Source organism: Ilyobacter polytropus DSM 2926 (assembly GCF_000165505.1).
GTDB classification, from domain to species: Bacteria; Fusobacteriota; Fusobacteriia; order Fusobacteriales; family Fusobacteriaceae; genus Ilyobacter; species Ilyobacter polytropus.
The window spans coordinates 1,180,279-1,201,008 of record NC_014632.1 but is presented as its reverse complement, the minus strand read 5'-3'; the positions used below and the strand labels follow the sequence as shown (position 1 = coordinate 1,201,008).

Annotated in this window: 20 protein-coding genes and 2 riboswitches; of the genes, 14 read left to right on the top strand and 6 right to left on the bottom strand. The window is 36.4% G+C overall.

Annotated elements, in window-relative coordinates:
* The first annotated feature begins 3 nt into the window (after positions 1–3).
* From lpxB to ILYOP_RS15155, 6 genes are all read left to right on the top strand, one after another.
* The gene (gene lpxB / locus ILYOP_RS05590; protein ID WP_013387559.1) at positions 4–1,089 is read left to right on the top strand and encodes a lipid-A-disaccharide synthase; all 1,086 of its coding nucleotides are present in this window, start codon (positions 4–6) and stop codon (positions 1,087–1,089) included.
* Positions 1,082–2,836, top strand: coding sequence for an ABC transporter ATP-binding protein (locus ILYOP_RS05585; RefSeq protein ID WP_013387558.1), 1,755 nt, complete (start codon positions 1,082–1,084; stop codon positions 2,834–2,836). The genes lpxB and ILYOP_RS05585 overlap by 8 nt, the downstream gene beginning before the upstream one ends.
* A 9-nt stretch (positions 2,837–2,845) precedes the next feature.
* A complete protein-coding gene (gene rph / locus ILYOP_RS16250; protein WP_013387557.1) occupies positions 2,846–3,583 on the top strand; it encodes a ribonuclease PH in 738 nt (245 codons plus the stop codon).
* The gene (locus tag ILYOP_RS16245; RefSeq protein WP_013387556.1) at positions 3,583–4,164 is read left to right on the top strand and encodes an XTP/dITP diphosphatase; all 582 of its coding nucleotides are present in this window, start codon (positions 3,583–3,585) and stop codon (positions 4,162–4,164) included. Before rph ends, ILYOP_RS16245 begins: the two co-directional genes overlap by 1 nt.
* A gap of 130 nt (positions 4,165–4,294) precedes the next feature.
* A complete protein-coding gene (locus ILYOP_RS05570) occupies positions 4,295–5,107 on the top strand; it encodes a ZIP family metal transporter (RefSeq protein WP_013387555.1) in 813 nt (270 codons plus the stop codon).
* Between the two features lie 144 nt (positions 5,108–5,251).
* Complete coding sequence (locus tag ILYOP_RS15155) at positions 5,252–5,896, top strand: M23 family metallopeptidase (protein WP_013387554.1); 645 nt, start codon at positions 5,252–5,254, stop codon at positions 5,894–5,896.
* Between the two features lie 27 nt (positions 5,897–5,923).
* Here ILYOP_RS15155 and pdxT read toward each other — a convergent pair whose 3' ends face one another.
* Together pdxT and pdxS are read right to left on the bottom strand one after the other, a co-directional pair.
* Entirely contained in the window at positions 5,924–6,499 is a 576-nt protein-coding gene (gene pdxT, locus ILYOP_RS05560) for a pyridoxal 5'-phosphate synthase glutaminase subunit PdxT (RefSeq protein ID WP_013387553.1), read from the bottom strand.
* A gap of 1 nt (position 6,500) precedes the next feature.
* On the bottom strand, positions 6,501–7,382 hold the full coding sequence (gene pdxS, locus ILYOP_RS05555) for a pyridoxal 5'-phosphate synthase lyase subunit PdxS (protein WP_013387552.1): 882 nt from the start codon (positions 7,380–7,382) through the stop codon (positions 6,501–6,503).
* A gap of 155 nt (positions 7,383–7,537) precedes the next feature.
* On the opposite strand from pdxS, the gene pdxR reads away from it, so the two are divergent.
* The 3 genes from pdxR (at position 7,538) to ILYOP_RS05540 (ending at position 11,038) form a co-directional block, all read left to right on the top strand.
* Positions 7,538–8,971, top strand: coding sequence for a MocR-like pyridoxine biosynthesis transcription factor PdxR (gene pdxR, locus ILYOP_RS05550; RefSeq protein ID WP_013387551.1), 1,434 nt, complete (start codon positions 7,538–7,540; stop codon positions 8,969–8,971).
* Positions 8,972–9,069: 98 nt separating this feature from the next.
* Positions 9,070–9,441 carry a hypothetical protein gene (locus ILYOP_RS05545; RefSeq protein WP_013387550.1) on the top strand — a complete coding sequence of 124 codons (372 nt, stop codon included), beginning with the start codon at positions 9,070–9,072 and terminating at the stop codon, positions 9,439–9,441.
* Between the two features lie 51 nt (positions 9,442–9,492).
* Positions 9,493–9,590, top strand: a riboswitch (purine riboswitch).
* A gap of 116 nt (positions 9,591–9,706) precedes the next feature.
* The gene (locus ILYOP_RS05540) at positions 9,707–11,038 is read left to right on the top strand and encodes a uracil-xanthine permease family protein (RefSeq protein ID WP_013387549.1); all 1,332 of its coding nucleotides are present in this window, start codon (positions 9,707–9,709) and stop codon (positions 11,036–11,038) included.
* A gap of 808 nt (positions 11,039–11,846) precedes the next feature.
* On the opposite strand, the gene ILYOP_RS05535 is transcribed toward ILYOP_RS05540, so the two are convergent.
* Genes ILYOP_RS05535 through ILYOP_RS05520 form a run of 4 tightly spaced genes read right to left on the bottom strand, consistent with a single transcriptional unit; the run spans position 11,847 to position 14,532 of the window.
* Positions 11,847–12,374 (bottom strand): 2-oxoacid:acceptor oxidoreductase family protein, encoded by a 528-nt coding sequence (locus tag ILYOP_RS05535; RefSeq protein ID WP_013387548.1) that lies wholly within the window; start codon positions 12,372–12,374, stop codon positions 11,847–11,849.
* A 3-nt stretch (positions 12,375–12,377) separates the two neighbouring features.
* Positions 12,378–13,202 carry a 2-oxoacid:ferredoxin oxidoreductase subunit beta gene (locus ILYOP_RS05530; protein WP_013386547.1) on the bottom strand — a complete coding sequence of 275 codons (825 nt, stop codon included), beginning with the start codon at positions 13,200–13,202 and terminating at the stop codon, positions 12,378–12,380.
* 2 nt (positions 13,203–13,204) lie between these two features.
* Entirely contained in the window at positions 13,205–14,338 is a 1,134-nt protein-coding gene (locus ILYOP_RS05525; protein ID WP_013387547.1) for a 2-oxoacid:acceptor oxidoreductase subunit alpha, read from the bottom strand.
* Entirely contained in the window at positions 14,338–14,532 is a 195-nt protein-coding gene (locus ILYOP_RS05520; RefSeq protein WP_013387546.1) for a 4Fe-4S dicluster domain-containing protein, read from the bottom strand. Before ILYOP_RS05520 ends, ILYOP_RS05525 begins: the two co-directional genes overlap by 1 nt.
* Before the next feature lie 386 nt (positions 14,533–14,918).
* On the opposite strand from ILYOP_RS05520, the gene ILYOP_RS05515 reads away from it, so the two are divergent.
* The 5 genes from ILYOP_RS05515 (at position 14,919) to ILYOP_RS05495 (ending at position 20,501) form a co-directional block, all read left to right on the top strand.
* Entirely contained in the window at positions 14,919–15,743 is an 825-nt protein-coding gene (locus ILYOP_RS05515) for an XdhC family protein (protein ID WP_013387545.1), read from the top strand.
* Positions 15,740–16,756: a molybdopterin-binding protein gene (locus tag ILYOP_RS05510; RefSeq protein WP_013387544.1), complete on the top strand. Its 1,017-nt coding sequence runs from the start codon at positions 15,740–15,742 to the stop codon at positions 16,754–16,756. Before ILYOP_RS05515 ends, ILYOP_RS05510 begins: the two co-directional genes overlap by 4 nt.
* A 64-nt stretch (positions 16,757–16,820) precedes the next feature.
* Positions 16,821–16,920: riboswitch (purine riboswitch) on the top strand.
* 81 nt (positions 16,921–17,001) lie between these two features.
* Complete coding sequence (locus ILYOP_RS05505) at positions 17,002–17,790, top strand: FAD binding domain-containing protein (protein ID WP_013387542.1); 789 nt, start codon at positions 17,002–17,004, stop codon at positions 17,788–17,790.
* Positions 17,790–18,242: a (2Fe-2S)-binding protein gene (locus ILYOP_RS05500; protein WP_013387541.1), complete on the top strand. Its 453-nt coding sequence runs from the start codon at positions 17,790–17,792 to the stop codon at positions 18,240–18,242. The genes ILYOP_RS05505 and ILYOP_RS05500 overlap by 1 nt, the downstream gene beginning before the upstream one ends.
* The gene (locus tag ILYOP_RS05495) at positions 18,243–20,501 is read left to right on the top strand and encodes a xanthine dehydrogenase family protein molybdopterin-binding subunit (protein ID WP_013387540.1); all 2,259 of its coding nucleotides are present in this window, start codon (positions 18,243–18,245) and stop codon (positions 20,499–20,501) included. It abuts the gene before it with no gap.
* Positions 20,502–20,730 lie beyond the last annotated feature (229 nt).

Here is a 20,730-nt window from a genome sequence, read left to right as displayed (position 1 = left end):
AAGATGAAATTTTTTGTTTCAACAGGGGAAATGTCAGGAGATCTTCACCTATCCTATCTTGTAAAAGAGATTCTCAAAGAAAATAATCAATCGGTTTTTTATGGTGTTGCCGGAGAACACTCTGAAAGTGCTGGAGTGAATATAATTCAGGATATAAAAGAGCTGGCAGTAATGGGATTTACTCAGGCAGTCATGAAGTATAGATTTTTAAAGAAAAAAGCTTATGAGTATTTAGATTTTATCGAGGCTAACAATATAGATAAAGTAATTCTTGTAGACTATGGAGGCTTCAATCTTAAGTTTTTAGAACTTCTAAAGGAAAGAAGAACTAATATAGAGATTTATTATTATATTCCGCCTAAATTATGGGTTTGGGGAGAAAAAAGAATCAAATCATTAAAACTTGCAGACCATATAATGGTAATTTTCCCATGGGAAGTTGAATTTTACAAAAAACACGGAGTAAAAGCAGTTTATTTTGGAAATCCATTTATTGAAAAATATCAAGTGGTAAAAAACAGGGGAAATGAAATACTTCTTCTTCCAGGAAGCAGAAAGCAGGAAGTAAAAAAATTAGTTCCGGTTATGCTAGAAGTTGTAAAAAAAAGAAAAGATGAAAAATTTCTTCTGAAACTTGCTTCTGAAGATCACTTGGGATGGATAGAATCCGATCTGAAAAAATATGATAACCTAAAAGTACAAAGTGAAATAACGTTGGTAGATGCCATCAAAAGAAGTAAGATTGCCTTAGCAGCTTCGGGAACGGTGATACTAGAACTTGCCCTCATGGGAATTCCGGGAATAGTTCTTTATAAAACCAATATAATAAATGAGTTTATTGCAAGACATATACTGAAATTAGGCTTTGTGTCTCTTCCAAATCTAACTTTAAATGAGGAAGTGTATCCTGAGCTCCTTCAAAGAGAGTGTAATTCAGTGAAAATTTCCAGTGAAATAGATGAAATACTAAAAAATATAGATAAAATGGATACCAAGATAAAAAAAATAAGAAAAAAACTCTCTGGTGATGAGATTATCAAGAGTTATGCTCAATACGTTTTAAAAGGGAGTAGTGCAAGAGATGATTAAAGGTAGGCTGTTAAAAAATAGATCATTAAATACTTTCTTGAAGTACAGTATAAGACATAAAACACTTCTTATTACAACTGTTCTTTTGTCTTTTCTGGCTTCTGGACTAAGTGCATTGCCGGCATGGTTAATAAAGTACCTGGTAGATGATGTGCTTATCAGTAAAAATGTAAAAATGCTTGTGATAGTAATATCTGGACTCATAGTATCAACAATTTTAAAGGGTGTTGCTTCTTATTTTACAGATGTGAAGTCAGCCTTTGTAACTGAGACAATAAAGCGAGAAATAAAAATAGATGTGTTTAAACACCTTCAAAACCTCCCAATTTCCTACTATAAAAAGAATAAATTAGGAGATATAATGGCCAGACTTTCTGGAGATGCCTCTAGTTTGGGAAAGATAGGATTTCTTATTTTTGATGTTCTAAAAGAGGTAACAACTGCAATAGTACTTTTAGTTAGATTATTTCAAGTTAATTGGTTGTTGAGTATAATATCTCTTACTGCTCTTCCGGCAGTAATGAATCTCATTAAAAAATATACTAAAAAAATCAGGAAAGCCGGTAGAAAAAGACAGGATATAGCAGGGGAACTTATTGCATATACTCAGGAAGGTCTTTCTGGAATAAATATAGTAAAAGCTTTTAGCGCAGAGGAAAAGGCAATAAAAAATTATAACACCCTTAATATGAAAGAGTTTGATGCCTCTATGAGATCTAAAAAAATAAGAGCTAAAGTCTCTCCTATAAATGAGGTTATAACAACTCTAATGGTATCACTTGTCGCAGGTTACGGATGCTATCTTGTAGTTGTAAAAAACACCATGAGTCCCGGGGATCTGATCTCATTTGTAACAGCTTTGGGACTCTTGCAGAGTCCTATCAAAAATATGATTAAAAGAAATAATGAGCTTCAGGAAATGCTTCCTTCTGCAGATAGGGTTCTCGAGATACTAGATGCAGATACAGAAATAGATCATCACGGGATAAAAGAAGAGATGAGTGGAAACATATCAGAAGTAAAATTTGAACATGTAAAATTTTATTATGATGATAAAAGTGAAGCTGCAGTTAAAGACTTTAATCTATTTGTAAAACCAGGAGAGGTTGTAGCCTTGGTCGGGAAAAGTGGAAGTGGAAAGACTACTCTTGTAAATTTGATTCCTAGATTTTATGAGACTTCAGAAGGAACGATAAAAGTAAATGGGATTGACATAAAAAATTATTCTCTGAAAGAATACAGGAAAAATATAGGAATAGTTCCCCAAGAAACTTTTCTTTTTAGCGGGACTATTGCATCAAATATAGCCTATGGTAGAGAAAAATCAACCATGGAGGAGATAGTAGAAGCTGCAAAAATGGCCAATGCCTATGATTTTATAATGGAGTTTGAAAAAGGCTTTGATACTGAGGTAGGAGAAAGAGGAGCTATGATATCTGGAGGACAGAAGCAGAGAATAGCAATAGCTAGAGCTCTTATACAGGATCCTGAGATAATGATATTAGATGAGGCGACATCTGCCCTTGATACAGAGTCAGAAAGATTGGTACAGGATGCTCTCGATAAACTGATGGAGGGAAGAACCACCTTTGTAATTGCCCATAGACTTTCTACCATTATAAATGCAGATAAAATAGTTGTAATGGAAAAAGGAGAAATAAAAGAAATAGGATGTCACAATGAACTATTAGAGCAGGGCGGAATATACAAAAAACTTTACGAAACACAATTTGGAGAAACAGCTTAGGAGGATATAATGAGTGAACAATTGAGAGATGACAACAGAAAACTAGATCAAATCAGAGATATAAAAATTAAACCTAATTTTACGATTTATGCTGAAGGTTCGGTTCTTATAGAGATGGGAAATACAAAGGTAATATGTACTGCGTCAATAAGTGACAGGGTACCTCCCTTCCTTAGAAATCAAGGTAGAGGGTGGCTTACAGCAGAATACTCTATGCTCCCTAGAGCCACTGAAGACAGAAATATGAGAGAAGCTGTAAAGGGAAAGCTTTCAGGAAGAACTATGGAGATACAAAGACTTATAGGAAGATCATTAAGAGCCTGTATAGACCTTGAAAAAATAGGGGAAAAAACTATAACTGTAGACTGTGATGTCATCCAGGCAGACGGTGGTACAAGAACAGCTTCTATAACAGGTGGCTACATGGCACTTGCATTAGCTGTGAAGAAACTCCTTAAAAAAGATAAATTAAAAGAAAATCCACTTATTGCAAATGTTGCCGCAATAAGTGCAGGGATTGTCGGTGGGCAGCCTATGCTTGACCTTAAATATACTGAAGATTCAACTGCAGAAGTGGATATGAATGTGATAATGAATTCTAAAGGTGAATTTGTAGAGGTGCAGGGAACAGGTGAAGAAGCTACCTATACTAGAAGAGAGCTTAATGAGATGTTAGACCTTGCTGAAAAGGGTATAATGGAACTAGTGGAACTTCAGAATAAAATAGTGGAAGAGACTGAGGTATAATGAAGATTTTCTTGGCTACAGGCAATGAGAAAAAAATAAAAGAGATTGAAAAAATACTTGAAGATTTTGACGTTGAGATACTGTCTATAAGGGACGGGATTGAAATTCCTGAGGTTATAGAGGATGGGGACACTTTTGAAGTAAATTCTGTTAAGAAAGCTCTAGAAATAGCAGAATATTTAAATATGCCTTCTATTGCTGATGATTCAGGTCTTTGCGTAGATGCCCTTAAGGGAGCCCCTGGAGTATACTCTGCTAGATACTCAGGGGAAAATGCAACTGATGAGACAAACAACAAGAAGCTTGTCAGAGAACTTTATGGAATAGAAAATAGAAAGGCAAAGTTTGTTTCTGTTATTACCTTTGCTAAACCCACAGGGGAAACTTATTCCTTTCGTGGTGAAATAGAAGGAGAGATTATAGATGAGCCTAGAGGAAAAGACGGATTCGGATATGACCCTTATTTCTATGTAAAGGAATATGAGAGCACTTTAGCTGAGATTCCAGAGATAAAAAATAAAATAAGTCACAGGGCTAAGGCTTTGGAAAAATTCAAAGAAAATTTTAAAAAAATAATGTAAAAGTGGTAGTTTTTCTACCACTTTTTTTAATATTTTTTTTAAATCCTTATAAAAAAATTAGGGTGAAAACAGGAAAATTTTAAAAATGGAGAATCTCTTTTAGATGAAATAAAATTTAGGAGGAATTTATATGATAGAATGGATAGGAAATTATACACCTGTTCAGCAGGCACTAATAGCCACTGGATTTACCTGGTTTGTTACTGCATTAGGAGCAGCCATGGTATTTTTCTTCAAAGAGATAAAAAGAGAAATGTTAGATGGAATGTTGGGATTTGCAGCTGGAGTAATGATTGCAGCCAGTTTCTGGTCTCTTCTTGCTCCTGCTATAGAGATGGCGGAGGAGATGGGAAACAGAGGATGGGTACCTGCGGTAATAGGCTTCCTTTCTGGAGGTTTATTCTTATGGATTATAGATAAAATATTACCACACCTTCATCAGGGCCTTAAGACTTCAGAGGCAGAAGGGATAAAAACACACTGGCAAAGGAGTGTACTACTGGTTTTAGCAGTAACTCTTCATAACATTCCAGAGGGGCTCGCAGTGGGAGTTGCCTTTGGGGCAGTGGCAAGTGGTATTCCTTCTGCAAATATCGCTGGGGCAGTGGCTCTTGCAATAGGTATAGGAATTCAGAATTTTCCTGAAGGGGCGGCAGTTTCTGTGCCACTTAGACGGGAAGGAGTATCACGACTTAAAAGTTTCTGGTATGGCCAGTTGTCAGGTGTAGTAGAGCCAATAGCTGGGGTTATAGGTGCATACGCTGTACTTACTATGAGGAGTCTTCTACCCTATGCACTTTCTTTTGCGGCAGGAGCCATGATATTTGTTGTGGTAGAGGAGCTTATACCTGAATCTCAGATAGATAAGAAAACAGACCTTTCCACAGCAGGAGCCATGTTAGGTTTTGCTGTGATGATGAGTCTTGATGTAGCTCTAGGATAAAATATGCCCTGATTATTCAGGGTGTTTTTTCATACTAGAAAGGCGGTAGAGCAAATAAAAATTATAGAAGGAATATTTAGAAAATATGGTATTTCTTTTATTGACAGCAGATAAATTTTGGATTAGAGGTGGTATTGATTGAGAATGATCATAATTTTAGGGGTGATATTTTTTATGACCATAAAAGGTTATGGAGAAATAGATCCGCTTTCTTTAGAGGAAAACACCAAAGGAGAGATTAATGTAATCGATCAAAAGGATAATAAGTCTGTCAGAATCAATTCTGCAGGGGTACGAGACTTTTCTATGGAAGTAAGGGACACAAACCATAAAGTACGAGAGGTAATCTTAGAAAAGAGAGAGATTTTCAATTCTTACTATAGGAAGCCTCAGGATATTAATTTTATGTGGCCTTTGAGAAAAATCGCAGTGACCAGTAACTGGGGTGGTAGAGTAGACCCAATTATAGGAACTAAAACCTCTAAACATAACGGAATAGATCTTGCGGCCTCTATAGGAACAAGAGTTTATGCACCAGCTAGTGGTATAGTTAGGACTGCTAGATGGATCAGGGGATATGGAAAAACAGTTATAATAGATCACGGAGATGGTTATTCCACAAGATTTGGGCATCTTAGCAGTTATAATGTAAAAGAAAATGATTTTGTAGACAAAGGAAGTATCATAGCAAAAACAGGAAATACAGGGAGAAGTACTGGGCCGCATCTCCATTATGAGGTAAGATATGAGGAACAGCCTCTAAATCCGTCTGATTTTTTAGGTCTCTAAAAATAAATCAAAAAGCTAGCCTTTAGGCTAGCTATATTTTTTTACTAGATGATCGATAAAAAACTGATGCATTCTATAATCAGAAGTAAGCTCGGGATGGAATGAACTTACTAGGATATTTTCTTGTCTTGCAGCGACTATATTTTTATCTATCTCTGCCAAAACCTCTATACCCTCACCGCAAGTCTTTATATACGGGGCACGTATAAAGACCATCTCAACGTCCTTTCCGACACCTACCACCGGTGCCTTACATGCGAAGCTTCCCAACTGTCTTCCATAGGCATTTCTTTTTACAACAATATCCATAACCCCCAAGTGAACCTTCTTATCATTAGACAGAGATTTTGCAAGAAGAATCATACCTGCACAGGTACCATAGACAGGAAAGCCATTTTTTATCATATCTTTTAAGGTGCTCATAATATCCAGGTCAACTAGAAGTTTTCCCATTGCAGTGCTTTCTCCACCTGGAAGAATGATACCTTGTATACTTTTAAGGTCCTCTTTTTTTCGGACTTCTACTCCTTTTACACCAAGTTTATTTAATATTTCTATATGCTCTTTAAAAGCTCCCTGTAATGCTAGAACTCCGATCTTCATACTACCACCCTCTTTCTGACATTTTTTCCTCTTCTCCCAAAGAATGTATACCTATACCAACCATGGCTTCCCCAATATCTTCAGAGATTTCTGCCAGTATTTTCGGATCATTGTAATTTGTCACAGCTTTTACAATTGCAGCAGCTCTTTTTTTAGGATCTCCAGATTTAAATATCCCTGATCCCACAAAAACTCCGTCACAACCAAGCTGCATCATAAGTGCGGCATCTGCAGGAGTTGCTACTCCTCCAGCGGCAAAATTCACCACAGGAAGCTTTCCAGTTTCATGAACATTTCTAACAATGTCTAAAGGAGCTCCTAGTTCTTTGGCGACATTATATATCTCATCGCTGGTCATAGAGCTTATTCTTGCTATTTCAGAGTTCATTGACCTCATATGTTTCACTGCCTCTACTACATCTCCTGTACCTGGTTCACCTTTTGTTCTTATCATTGATGCTCCTTCTGCAATTCTTCTGAGAGCTTCTCCTAGATTTTTTGCTCCGCAGACAAAGGGAACCTTAAATTTTGACTTGTCTATGTGCAGCCTATCATCTGCAGGAGTCAATACCTCACTCTCATCTATATAATCAACCTCTATAGCCTCTAAAATTTGTGCTTCTACAAAGTGTCCTATCCTAACCTTTGCCATGACAGGGATAGAAACTGCAGCCTGTATCTCTTTTACCATTTTAGGATCTGACATTCGTGACACTCCCCCAGCCGCCCTTATATCTGCCGGCACTCTTTCAAGAGCCATAACTGCACATGCTCCTGCGTCTTCTGCAATTTTAGCCTGCTCAGCATTTATGACATCCATAATTACTCCACCCTTTAACATCTGAGCAAGATTTTTGTTTAATTCATACCTATTGTTTTCCATGACTTCCCCCTTTTATAAAACGATACAAAATGTTATAATTGTATCGTAGCAAATATATTTTTGCTTGATACAGGTTGATTATCTAATATTATAAAGGCACTGTCAACGTAATAAAAAATGAATTGTAACGATACAATGTACAAGGGAGAAGACTATTGTTTGATTTTAAAGTTGAAAAAAAAACAGGAGATAAACTATATATACAGGTTTTTGATGGAATAAAAAAGATGATTCAAGAGGGTAAATTTGAAAGAGATCATAAGCTTCTAACCATAAGGGCGGCATCTTTAGCTCTTTCAGTCAATTCCTCTACAATTGTAAAGGCCTACGATATGTTAGAAAAAGAGGGGTATCTGTATAAAATAGTAGGGAGTGGATGCTATGTAACATCAGAAAAACTTCCTGAAAAATTTCATTTTGAGGAAGAGGGAGACCAAGGGATAAATTACAGTCAGCTAGATTTAGGGAAAGTTATAAATTTTGCGAGTGCGACTCCGTCCTCGGAACTTTTTCCTTTGAAGGATTTTAAAGACGCCATAAATTTTGTCTTAGAAAGAGACGGGGGAGAGGTGTTTTCATATCAGGATCCAAAGGGTTACGGACCTCTTCGGGAAGAGATATCAAGATACTTAAATAAAAAAGAAATAAAGACCGATAATATACAGATAGTATCTGGTTCTCAGCAGGCCATAGATATAATTGGTAAAATGCTCTTGAAACCTGGAGACAAGATTATAGTTGAAGGACCAACTTATGCAGGTGCGGTTTCTTCTTTTAAAAAGGCAGGAGCACATATAATAACAATACCATTAGAAAAAGATGGTATGGATATGAAGAAGTTAAAATCCACTCTTGAAAAAGAAAGGGATGTAAAATTTATCTATACTATGATGAATTATCACAATCCCACAGGTATATGCTGGAGTCAAATAAAAAAAGAAAAACTTTTGAAAATAGCGTCAAAAGATAATATTTTTATTGTAGAAGATGACTGTATGTCTGAAATATATTACGGAGAAAATAATCCTTTGAGTCTAAAAAGTATAGATGAAAAAGAAAAAGTGATTTACATAAAGAGTTTTTCAAAAATTTTCATGCCAGGTCTAAGACTTGCATTTATGGCACTTCCAAAAGAACTCATAGAAACAGCAGTTTCTGTTAAATATATGGCGGATATATCCAGCTCAGGTCTGAATCAGAGGGCTTTTCATCACTATATGAAAGAAGGATGTATTTATAGTCATCTTGATTCAATCAGAAAAATTTTTGCCCAAAGATATATTTATATGAAAGAAGAAATTCAAAAGATACCTCAGCTTAAAATTGTTTATGAGGCTGAAGGCGGACTTTTCTTCTGGCTAAAAATACCAGAGTGGATGGATAGTGAAAAATTCTATAATCTCGCCCTTAAAAAAGGTGTGTCTTTTTTACCAGGAAGGGTATTTTATCAGAAGAATGATCTGAGTCCCTATCTTAGAATTAGTTTCGCAGGAGTAGATGAGAATGAGATAAAGATTGGTATGAGATATTTCAGGGAAGCCTTTGAAGAGTATCTAGGGAAAAGAAAAGCCAGACTGCCTCTGGTGTAATAAATATAAATTAAAATTTGGAGATTTATCTTTAAGTTTTTAATTTTTTGAAGGAACAAATTCGTGTAAAAGGTAAAATGTATATAGAGGTGGTCAGGATGTTTGATAAAATATTAGAAGCCATGGAGATGGAAAACGAGATATACTTTCTTCCTAAAAAAGAGTATTTTTACGATATGGAAAGAAAAGAGATAATGGAACGACTAAATGGAGTTCTTCAAAAAGGGGCCAGAATAATATTATCTAGAAATAGATGTATCTATAAAGTTGGAGAAGAGTTTTTAATTTTTACTCTTATTGATCCAGATCTTCGTTTTACAAATGTTGGAATAAAAGATGAAAATGATGAAGCATTTTCTGAGGATGAAATAATTGATAAAAGTGACGGATTGATAGAAGGGGTGACGGTAGAGAGATCAGTTAAACTTTTAGAGGGACTCCTTGAGGAGTGTTATAAGGTCAAATTATAATTTTCACTTTATTTGATTTTTTTTCTTTAATGTGGTATATTGTTTTAGGTAAAATCAAAAAAAAATAACACTCGTATAATTCCGAAATATGGTCGGGAGTCTCTACAGCTAACCGTAAATTAGCTACTATGAGTGAAAAGATAAAACAGGCATAGTTTAGGGTGCACTGGGTTATTTTCTTTCACTTATAGGAGGAAAATAACTTTTTTTATTTTCTTCTGTGACGTTATATGAGTAAAATTAAGGTTTTAGGAGGAGTTAATCAATGAAAAACACGTCACCTTATCACTTGGACGGAGTACCACCGTTAAAAGTAGCATTTCCTTTGGGACTTCAGCATATTTTAGCTATGTTCGTCAGTAATCTTACACCGATTATTATTGTATCTGGGGTTTTAGGTCTTCCTCAGGAACAAAAGACATTCCTTATTCAGTGTACAATGCTAGTAGCGGGATTAAACACTATGATTCAGGCTTACAGTTTAGGTCCTATAGGGGCTAAACTTCCAGTTGTAGTTGGTACCAGTTTTGCCTTTGTACCAGTGGCCATATCTATCGGGACTAAATACGGATTTGAAGCGGTTTTAGGAGCTGCCCTTGTAGGTGGTATATTTGAAGCTCTTCTGGGATCGGTTATTGGTAAAATAAGAAAATTTTTCCCGCCTATCGTTACAGGTGTGGTTGTTCTTTCAATAGGTTTATCACTTCTTCCAGTAGGAATAAAGTATTTTGCAGGTGGAGTAGGAGCAGCAGACTTTGGCTCTCCTGTTAACATGACAATAGGAATGATAGTTCTCCTTACTGTAATTTTCTTTAAGCAGTTTACTAAGGGAATAACAAGCACGGCATCAGTTGTTATAGGAACTATTGTAGGATTTTTTGTTGCAGCTCTTTTTGGAAAGGTTGACTTAGGGGCTGTATCTCAGGCAAACTTTTTCATAGTTCCAAAGCCTTTTACTTACGGATTTGCTTTTCATATTGATGCAATACTAGCTATGGTTCTCATGTTTGTAGTTTCTGCAGTTGAGACTGTAGGAGATATGTCAGGTGTAACTATGGGTGGAGCAGGAAGAGAAACAACAGATAGAGAGCTTTCTGGAGGAATTATGGCAGACGGTTTTGGTAGTGCTTTAGCTTCTGCATTTAGTATTCTTCCTACAACATCCTTTAGCCAAAATACAGGTCTTGTTGCTATGACTGGAATAATGAGCAGACACGTAGTAGCAGTGGGAGCGTCATTACTAGTTATGGGAGCTTTTATTCCAAAAATTGGTGCACTGTTCACAATTATCCCCCCAAGTGTTATAGGCGGAAGTCTGGTTATGATATTTGCAATGATATCAATAAGCGGAATCAATCTTATAACAAAGGATAAACTTGAAGGTAGAAATAGTGTTATAATCGCCGTTTCATTAGGACTTGGATTCGGACTTGGAAGTGTACCAGAAGCACTTGCTCACTTTCCTAAGACGATTCAGCTTATTTTTGGTGGATCAGGAATAGTGGTATCTGGAGCCATTGCTTTGATACTAAATATTGTTTTACCTCAAGATGAAGTTGAGGAAAAGGAAACTGAAGCAAAATTGAAAAATGCATAATAATTTTAATATAAAAAACGCGCATTGTTGCGCGTTTTTTATATTACTGGACTCAGTCATAAATATCAGTTAGCTCAAATTACTACCCAAGAACAATTCTTATAAATTACTTAATTTATCTGAAAACCTGTGTTACTTTCTTTTCTTGATAAAAGAAAGTAACCAAAGAAAATCAAGAATTTTCAAATGTCTAGGAAGTATATATTTCTTTTATCGCCTTTGTAAGCTACAGTCCTCAGTTCCCTGCGGAACTTATTCTGTAGGACGGCTGAGTGCGGGCTCTTTCCTGTATAAGCCCTGCGACTTGAAATTCAAAAAAATTTAAAACCATATGTTATCACTTGAGAAGTAAGCGCAAAGGTTTACCAAGGTTTATTCACACAAAAGTTTTTTTTAAGTTTTTGATCATTGATAAAATAAGCGTTAAGAATGACTGAGAGAAGTCTCTAGAAAAAATCAACTGTCTGAGCGAAGCGAGTGACCATAAAATAACGAGTTATACGAGTATATTTTCTGGTTCTCAGAAACTTGTTTTCTGAGTCTCATTACTTTTCTTGGATTTTCAAGGTTATTTAGCTGATTTTTCACAGGCCTTGATTTTTGGTTATGCCCTGACCGAAGGGAGGAAACACTCTTGGGGTACTTTTCTTTCAAGAGAAAAGTAACGAATCCCGATAAATTCAATACTTTATTTTGCAATAAAAGTAAACACCTAAGCTGGTTATATTATTTTTAAATTTTGGATATTGAGATGAAAAAATAGTATCAAAAAGGGGCCCTCTGTGAGAGCCCCTATACTTTATAAATATTATTTTGCGTTTTTAACTAAATCAATACCAGCCTGGAATGCCTTTTTATTTAATTCTTTTACATGGGCAGGAACTCTTCCAAGGATAGTCTCTTCTAGAACATCTCTGTCTACAATATTTGTAGCTGCCTGTATGGCACCTAGAGATACAATATTTGCAACTATTGAGTTTCCTACTTTTTCCTTAGCGGTTTCAAGAATAGGAAGTTTGATTACATTTAAACCTTCTGGAGTCTTAACACTTGAATCGATTACTATGATACAATTTTCTTTGTTTCCACTTCCGTATGTGTCAAAAGATTTCTGAGTCAGTGAAAGAAATATATCAGCATGATTTACCTTCGGGTAAAGAATCTCAGTATCGCTTATGATTACCTCTGACTTACTGGCTCCTCCTCTTGCCTCAGGACCGTAAGATTGTGACTGAACAGCTACTTTACCCTGATGTAAGGCAGCTTCTGCAAGGATGATACCTGCCAAAATAAGACCCTGTCCACCTGAACCGCTTAATCTGATTTCCTTTGCCATTTCTTACACCCCTCTTACTTTATCTATGATTTTTTGATATTCTTCTGTGTACTCAGGTCTCTGCTCATTTTTGAATTCTCCGATAACAAGCTTTCCTTCTACTTTTTCCTTTGGAAGTTTTGCAACAGCAGCCACAGGGACAGTGTTGTCTCTCATATACTTAAGCATAGCTGCAGGATTTCCCTTGAATCCTTTGTTTTTTCTTCCGTAACTTGTAGGACAAGTACTTACTGCCTCTACAAGAGAGAATCCTTTGTGGTTGATGGCATTTTCAAATAATTTTACAAGAGCATCAAAGTGATATGCAGTACCTCTTGCAACATAACTAGCTCCGGCACCGTCTACAAGCTTTACTATATCAAAGTTCGGATCGATATTTCCAGTAGGAGTCGTAGTAGCATAATCACCAACAGGAGTAGTAGGAGAGAATTGACCTCCTGTCATTCCGTAGATGTTGTTGTTAAAAATAATTGCTGCGATGTCGATGTTTCTTCTTGCAGCATGGATTAAGTGGTTACCTCCGATTGCAGTGAAGTCACCGTCTCCTCCTAGTGCGATTACTTTCATACCAGGTTTTGCCATCTTTATCCCTGTAGCAAATGCAAGAGATCTTCCGTGAGTAGTATGTAAAGTGTTGAAGTCTAAATATCCAGGAGCTCTAGATGAACATCCTATCCCAGATACTACACATACGTCGTCTTTATTTAGACCTATATTTTCTATGGCGTTAACCAGTGCGTGCATTACTATACCGTGAGCACATCCAGGACACCAGATGTGAGGTAATTTATCTTCTCTATAATAGCTTTTATTTTTGCAAGTATCCATTATTACATTACCTCCCCAAATTTTTCAACTATTTCAGCAGGGCTTATGAACTCTCCGTTACCTTTACCCATTAATTTTACAGGACAGCTTCCGTTGGCAATACGCTCAACCTCAAGTACCATCTGTCCAAGGTTCATCTCAGCCACAAGAATTCCTTTTGATTTTTGAGCTAATTCTCTGATTCTATCCTCAGGGAAAGGCCAGATTGTAATGGCTCTGAATAGTCCTACTTTTATACCTTTTTCTCTAAGGTCCATAACCGCCTGCTTTGAAGATCTGGCTGTACTTCCATAAGAGAATATAACATATTCAGCATCTTCCATCATGTACTCTTCATACTGAATAATGTCATCTTTATTTTTTTCAACTTTATCCATTAATCTTGTCATTAACTTATCTGCTACTTTTGTACTGTTTGTAGGGAAACCTGTCTCGTCATGCACAAGACCTGTGATATGGTATCTGTGTCCCTCCCCAAATGAAGACATTTTAGGAACAAGTTCGTCTCCTGAAACTCCGTAAGGAAGATAAGAAGCATCGTCTTTTGCAGGCTTCGCTCTGTCTACTATTTCCTCAATAAGAGTCGTGTCTAAAACCACTTTTTCTCTCATATGTCCAACAACCTCATCTAGCATGAAAAGAACAGGCATTCTATATTTTTCAGCAAGGTTGAAGGCTCTAGCTGTAAGAGAATAGCACTCTTGCACTGTAGATGGTGAAAGAGCAATTACAGGATGGTCACCGTGAGTTCCCCATTTAGCCTGCATCATATCTCCTTGAGATGGTGATGTAGGAAGACCTGTACTTGGCCCGTTTCTCTGAACGTTTACTACAACTAAAGGAATCTCGGCGATTACTGCATATCCTAGGTTTTCCATTTTAAGTGAGAATCCAGGTCCGCTTGTTGCAGTCATAGACTTTGATCCTGCAATTGATCCACCGATTGCAGCAGCTATACCGGCAATCTCATCTTCCATCTGAATAAATTTTCCTTCAACTTTAGGAAGCATTTCAGCAGATTTTTCCATAACTTCAGTTGACGGTGTGATAGGATATCCTGCAAAAAATTTCATTCCAGCAGCGATTGCACCTTCAACACACGCTTCGTTTCCTTGCATAAACTTAATTTTGCTCATTATCCATTCCTCCTAATACCGATAGCATAATCAGGACATAGTTTACCACACATATTACACTGTATGCATGCACTGATATTTTTAACATTGACTTTTCCATCTTTCATGTCCAAAACATCCTTTGGACAGAATTCAACACAGATTTCACAGCCCTTACACAACCCTTTTTTTACAACAAGTACTTTTTCTTCCATAAATGCCCCTCCAAAATCTTATTTGTTCTATTAAAAATTAATTTTTGTTTTATAAAAATAGTAGATATAATAGGCAATTAAACTTTATATTCACTATATACATAATATACAATAAATCTAAATTATGCTAGTGTTATCCATTTTCAAATAATATATGAGTAAAGCACCGATGTATATATGGTGTATATTATGACCTAAAAATTAATATATAGTAGTGCATATGTTCGTAATTTTTTTGAATGATTTGTTATTTGAAGTTTATCTGATTTAAATCTTAGAGATATAAGTCAGTATAGATTTGTCCATTTTGGAGATTTAGGATATAATTGTTTATGTTAAAAAAGTAAAAGTATAATAAAAAGATCTTTAAATAGGGAGAGATAGATATGGAAGGCAGATTAATGATGGAAATTGCTAAAAGAATAGAAAAAGGTGAAAAAGCTGCTCTTGTGACCTTGATAGAAGTAGAGGGATCTAGTCCAGGGAAGTCAGGTTCTATAATGGGAGTATTTGAGGACGGCAGTATAGAGGGAACAATCGGCGGTGGAAATTTGGAGTATCAGGTTATAAATTCTGCACTAGAGGCTATAGAGGAAGGTAAAAACAGAAAATTTGATTTTGAACTAATAGAAGATGGGGAACTTCATATGAAATGTGGAGGAAGAGTAAAAGGATATGTAAAAGTTTTTGAAAAAAGAAAAAAACTTATAATAGTAGGCGGAGGCCACTTAGGGAATGAGCTTTATAAGCTGGGTAAATTTTTAAATATGTATACAGTCATAATAGATGATAGAGAAGAATATGTCGATAGAAAAAGGTTTCCCCATGCAGACGAACTATTATGGGGGGATATAGGAAAAATATTGGAAAAATATTCCTTAGATGACGGATCTTATGTTGTCATTGTTACCAGGGGACACGCCTGTGACAAGGTGGCCCTCAAGGCAGTCCTAGAAAAAAAATTGGCATATATCGGTATGATAGGAAGTCGTAAAAAAATAACTGATACATACAAAGAACTTATAAATGAAGGAATAAGCATAAAAAAACTTGAAAAAGTTTATTCTCCTATAGGTCTTGACATATCAAGTGGAGAGCCCAATGAAATAGCCTTGGGAATAATGGCTGAAATTTTGAAAATCAAAAATCAAAAGAGCGGCAAACATATGTTTGAAGTGAAAAAAGTAAAAATACAAGGAGAAAATTTGTGAAAAAGATAAAAACAACTGATGCCGTAGGGCATATTATTTCCCACGATATAACAGAGATCGTTCCAGGCAAGTTTAAGGGCAGGGCATTTAAAAAAGGACATATAATAAGAGAAGAAGATGTAGAAAAACTCAGAAGTCTTGGGAAAGACCACATATATATATTTGAACTTGGAAAAGACGAACTTCATGAAAATGATGCTGCAGTAATTTTAGGTGAAATAGGCTGCGGAAAAAACGTTTATTTAAGTGATGAGATAAAAGAGGGGAAAATAAATTTTTATGCATCAAAAGATGGCCTTCTCAAAGTGGATAAGGAGAAACTATTTGAAATAAATATGCTAGGAGAGATATCCTTTGCCACCTTACCTGAGAATATCCCAGTTAAAAAAGGAGATATAATTGGCGGGGCGAGGGTCATACCCCTAGTAATAGATAAAAAAAAGATGGAAGCAGCTAAAAAGCTAGCAACTGATAAAATAATAAATGTAGAAGAGTTTCAAAAGATGAGGGTTGGGATAGTCACAACAGGAAGTGAAGTATACAACAACAGGATATCTGATAAATTTGGACCGGTAGTTAGGGAAAAGCTAAAGGAATATGATTGTGAAGTAACGTCTCAGATAATCGTACCTGACGAAAGGGAAAAGATAAAAAATGCTATAAAAACCCACTTAGAAGATTCAGTAGATATGATAATATGCACAGGTGGAATGTCTGTAGATCCTGACGATCTCACACCTGGTTCAATTATAGAGATGGGAGGAGAGCTTGTAAGCTATGGTTCTCCTGTGCTTCCGGGATCGATGTTTCTTTTGTCTTATCTGGAAAATACTGTAATAATGGGACTTCCCGGATGCGTAATGTATAGCAAAAGAACTGTATTTGATTTGATACTTCCTAGAGTTCTCGCAGGAGAAAAAATTAAAAAAGAGGACATAATGAGATACGGCAGCGGGGGTCTCTGTCAGAATTGTGATGAATGCAGATATCCCAACTGCTCTTTTGGAAAATAAATTTTTAATAAAATTTCGTATGAGATGGGTCTATGAAGTTGTTAAAAAGCTTTCTTCGTGTTATAATGTTTTGTATTGTTACACTCATATATGCCTATAATATGGATAGGCGTCTCTACAAAGTTGCCGTAAATGACTTAACTATGAGTGAAGAGAAAAATAGTGGAATAAGCACCTATTTTCTTCACTTAAAAATGAAGAGATAGGTGTTTTTTATTATAAGGTTTTAGGTAGGAGGTTTTAAATTGTTTACTTTTTCAAAATATCTTTTAGCTTCATCTCTAGAAGAGGCTTATGATATGCTAGTAAAAAACAAGAACAATGCAATTTTGGGAGGTACCGCTTACATTAAGATGGGGAACAGACGTCTGTCTACGGCTATAGATCTGTCAGCGTTAGATCTTTCCTTTATAAAAGAGGAGGGGGAAAATATTGAAATCGGTGCAATGACAACATTCAGAGATATCGAAACCAGTGATATTTTGAAAAAAAAATTCAGTGGGATAGTAGCTTGTTCTGTAGAGGATATAGTAGGAGTACAGCTTCGGAATGTAGTAACTGCTGGTGCTACAGTTTTCTCTAAATACGGGTTTTCTGATTTTATCCCTGCATTATTGGCTTTAGACACTTCTGTAGTTCTTTTTAATGCAGGAGAGATGCCACTTGATAAATTTTTAGAATCAGATATAAAACAGGATATTTTGGTTAAGATTTTGATTAAAAACAAGCCTGCCAAGGGTAGTTTTCAGACTATAAGAAAGAGTAACAGTGACTATGCAGTATTAAATGTAGTAGCAGCTAACTTAGTTGATGGAATAAGAATTGCAGTTGGAGCAAGACCTGGAAAAGCTGTTTTGGCTGCTAAAGCAATGGAGAAAATAAATACAGATGGATTAACAGAAGACAATATTGAAGATATATGTCAGGTAGCCTCAGAGGAGCTTACCTTTGGAGACAATATGAGAGCCTCTGGGAAGTACAGAAAGGCTGTTTGCAAAGTTATGCTGAAAAGAGCTCTAATGGAGGTAATGTAATGAATATAGATGTAACAGTAAACGGAAGAAAGATGAATTTTAATATAGAGTGTGATGAATATCTGGTGGATACCCTGAGAAGATACGGTTTTTTAAGTGTGAAAAAAGGCTGCGATACTGGGTCTTGCGGACTATGCACAGTATGGGTAGAGGAAAAGCCGGTACTTTCCTGCTCTACACTAAGTGTGAGAGTATCCGGGAAAAATATAACAACTATAGAGGCACTTCAAAAAGACGCTTTGGAATTTGCAGAATTTATGGCAGGAGAAGGAGCAGAGCAGTGCGGATTTTGTGCTCCGGGATTTACAATGACTGTGCTTGCAATGAAAAAAGAACTAGAAAATCCAACTGAAGAGGATATAGTCCATTATCTCAATGGTAACCTATGCAGATGCACAGGGTATGTCTCTCAGTTGAGGGCGATAAAAAAATATATGGGGGTAGAGAGCTAGATGAAAATAGTAAGTCAGGGGATCAAAAAAGTAGACGGTATAGGGGTCATAACAGGAAGACCTGTCTACACAGATGATCTAAGTATCAATAATAACCCACTTATAATAAAAATTCTGAGAAGTCCTCATGCTTCGGCTAAAATAATAAATATAGATAAAAGTATAGCTGAAAAAGTACCAGGTGTAGAATGTATCTTAACACATGAAGATGTGCCTATGACAAAATTTACTCTGGCAGGGCAGTCTTATCCTGAGCCGTCTCCATATGACAGAAGAATATTAGATGAATATGTGAGATATGTAGGAGATGAGGTTGCCATAATAGCAGCTGTAGATGAAAAGACAGCTGTTAAGGCTATGAACCTCATAAAAGTTCAGTATGATGTTTTAGACGCAGTGCTTGATTATGAAAAAGCTGTGGATAATCCTGTCTTGGTTCACAAAGAGGATGTTCATCAGAATTTTGACATAGGGATGGAGAGAGAGAGAAACATTGCATCTAGTTATGTTATAGAAAATGGAGATTTAGAAAAAGCCTTTACAGAGAGTGATGTAATAATAGAGGAAACATATTATACTCAGCCCCAAATCCATGCAATGATGGAGACATATAGAAGCTCAACTTATTTAGATGCCAACGGGAGACTCTGTGTAATAAGTTCTACGCAAATACCCTTCCACGTAAGAAGGCATCTGGCAAGGGCACTAGAGATCCCGAGAAGCAAAATAAGAGTAATAAAGCCAAGAATAGGTGGAGGATTCGGAGGAAAGCAGACAGCTGCCACTGAAATTTTTCCAGCTATTGTAACTCTTAAAACCGGTAAACCTGCTAAACTGATATATAACAGAAGTGAGACTCATACATGCACAACCTCTAGACATGGAATGAGATTAAAGGTAAAGATGGGATCAGATTTAGAGGGTAATATAAAGGGGTTTAGTATAGATATACTTTCTAATACAGGAGCCTATGGAGAACATGCCCCTACAGTGACTAAACTGGTGGCATTTAAAACCTCACCTCTATACGACAAGGCAGCTGTGAAATATGATGCCAAAATCGTATATACCAATACCATGCCTGGAGGAGCCTTTAGAGGATACGGTGCCACTCAGGGAACATTTGCAGTGGAATCTGCCATAAATGAACTTGCTAAAAAACTGGGTATAGACCCTACTGTAATAAGAGAAAAAAACCTGGTGGAACCTGCACCTGAAAAATATATAGTCAGCGGTGACATAAAAAAATGTGTCGAAAAGGGAAAGGAAATCTTTGGGTGGGATGAAAGATATCCTTCTAGAGTCACTGAAAACGGTAAGATTAGATCTGCTGGAATGGCTGTAACCATGCAGGGTTCTGGTATAGCTGGAATAGATACTGCTTCAGCAACAATAAAACTTGGAGACGACGGAACTTATACTTTGTTTCTAGGAGTCACAGATATGGGTCAGGGTAGTGATACAGTTCTGACTCAGATGGCAGCAGAGGTTTTAGAATGCGGAATAGACAAGATAATATTAAACTCAGCCGATACTGATGTCTCTCCATATGATCCTGGTGCATATGCATCTAGCGGTACCTATGTAACAGGAAATGCAGTTATAATAGCTGCCAATAAAATGAGGACAGAGATAATAAATGGAGCTTCAGAAATACTAAAAGTCTCAGATGACCAGATCATCTTTGACGGAGAGAATGTGGAAACTGAAAATGGTGAGAAAATTTCCTTAGAGGATTTGGCAAACAGGCTTATTTCCTTTGAAGGGAAAAATCAGATAACTGTGACAGGAACATGGGGGGGAGAAAGTTCTCCGCCACCATTCATAGCAGGATTTACAGAGGTAGAGGTAGACCCAGAGACTGGAGAGGTAGAAGTACTAGACTTTTTATCTGTGGTTGACTGTGGGTTGCCTATAAATCCAAATCTGGCAAGAGTACAGGTAGAGGGTGGAACAGCCCAGGGAATAGGCCTTGCTCTTTATGAAGACATACAGTACGACAGCAAGGGAAGGGTAAAAAATGACACCCTTATGCAGTACAAGATACCTTGCAGAAGGGATATAAAAAATATGGCAGTGGAATTTGTCTATTCCCACGAGCCTACAGGTCCATTTGGAGCTAAATCCATAGGAGAAGTAGTGGTAAATACACCTGCTCCTGCCATAGCAGATGCAGTATATAATGCCACAGGAGTAAGAATAAGAAAACTTCCCATAACAGCTGAAAAAGTTCTTTTGGGTATGATGGAAAATATGTAAAAAATTGACCCCTATAATTTATAGGGGTCTTGTATTAAAAAAATAAGAGTTTATTTTCTTTTTAATAAAAAGTTAAAAAACGTTATTAAACAGTTTAGGCTACTATTTTTATTTTGTATTAAATTATTGAATTTATCGGGATTCGTTACTTTTCTCTTGAAAGAAAAGCACCCCAAGGGCATTTCCTCCCTTCGGTCAGGGCATAACCAAAAGTTCAAGAATTTTCAAA

Excerpts from the sequence above, each read along its gene's own strand:
- ILYOP_RS05525 (WP_013387547.1), bottom strand. The coding sequence starts at position 14,338 with ATGAGCAAAATTAAGTTTATGCAAGGAAACGAAGCGTGTGTTGAAGGT.
- ILYOP_RS16245 (WP_013387556.1), top strand. The coding sequence starts at position 3,583 with ATGAAGATTTTCTTGGCTACAGGCAATGAGAAAAAAATAAAAGAGATT.
- ILYOP_RS05545 (WP_013387550.1), top strand. The coding sequence starts at position 9,070 with ATGTTTGATAAAATATTAGAAGCCATGGAGATGGAAAACGAGATATAC.
- rph (WP_013387557.1), top strand. The coding sequence starts at position 2,846 with ATGAGTGAACAATTGAGAGATGACAACAGAAAACTAGATCAAATCAGA.
- lpxB (WP_013387559.1), top strand. The coding sequence starts at position 4 with ATGAAATTTTTTGTTTCAACAGGGGAAATGTCAGGAGATCTTCACCTA.
- ILYOP_RS15155 (WP_013387554.1), top strand. The coding sequence starts at position 5,252 with ATGATCATAATTTTAGGGGTGATATTTTTTATGACCATAAAAGGTTAT.
- ILYOP_RS05520 (WP_013387546.1), bottom strand. The coding sequence starts at position 14,532 with ATGGAAGAAAAAGTACTTGTTGTAAAAAAAGGGTTGTGTAAGGGCTGT.
- ILYOP_RS05515 (WP_013387545.1), top strand. The coding sequence starts at position 14,919 with ATGGAAGGCAGATTAATGATGGAAATTGCTAAAAGAATAGAAAAAGGT.
- ILYOP_RS05535 (WP_013387548.1), bottom strand. The coding sequence starts at position 12,374 with ATGGCAAAGGAAATCAGATTAAGCGGTTCAGGTGGACAGGGTCTTATT.
- ILYOP_RS05570 (WP_013387555.1), top strand. The coding sequence starts at position 4,295 with ATGATAGAATGGATAGGAAATTATACACCTGTTCAGCAGGCACTAATA.
- ILYOP_RS05500 (WP_013387541.1), top strand. The coding sequence starts at position 17,790 with ATGAATATAGATGTAACAGTAAACGGAAGAAAGATGAATTTTAATATA.
- pdxT (WP_013387553.1), bottom strand. The coding sequence starts at position 6,499 with ATGAAGATCGGAGTTCTAGCATTACAGGGAGCTTTTAAAGAGCATATA.
- ILYOP_RS05585 (WP_013387558.1), top strand. The coding sequence starts at position 1,082 with ATGATTAAAGGTAGGCTGTTAAAAAATAGATCATTAAATACTTTCTTG.
- ILYOP_RS05540 (WP_013387549.1), top strand. The coding sequence starts at position 9,707 with ATGAAAAACACGTCACCTTATCACTTGGACGGAGTACCACCGTTAAAA.
- pdxS (WP_013387552.1), bottom strand. The coding sequence starts at position 7,382 with ATGGAAAACAATAGGTATGAATTAAACAAAAATCTTGCTCAGATGTTA.
- ILYOP_RS05495 (WP_013387540.1), top strand. The coding sequence starts at position 18,243 with ATGAAAATAGTAAGTCAGGGGATCAAAAAAGTAGACGGTATAGGGGTC.
- ILYOP_RS05530 (WP_013386547.1), bottom strand. The coding sequence starts at position 13,202 with ATGGATACTTGCAAAAATAAAAGCTATTATAGAGAAGATAAATTACCT.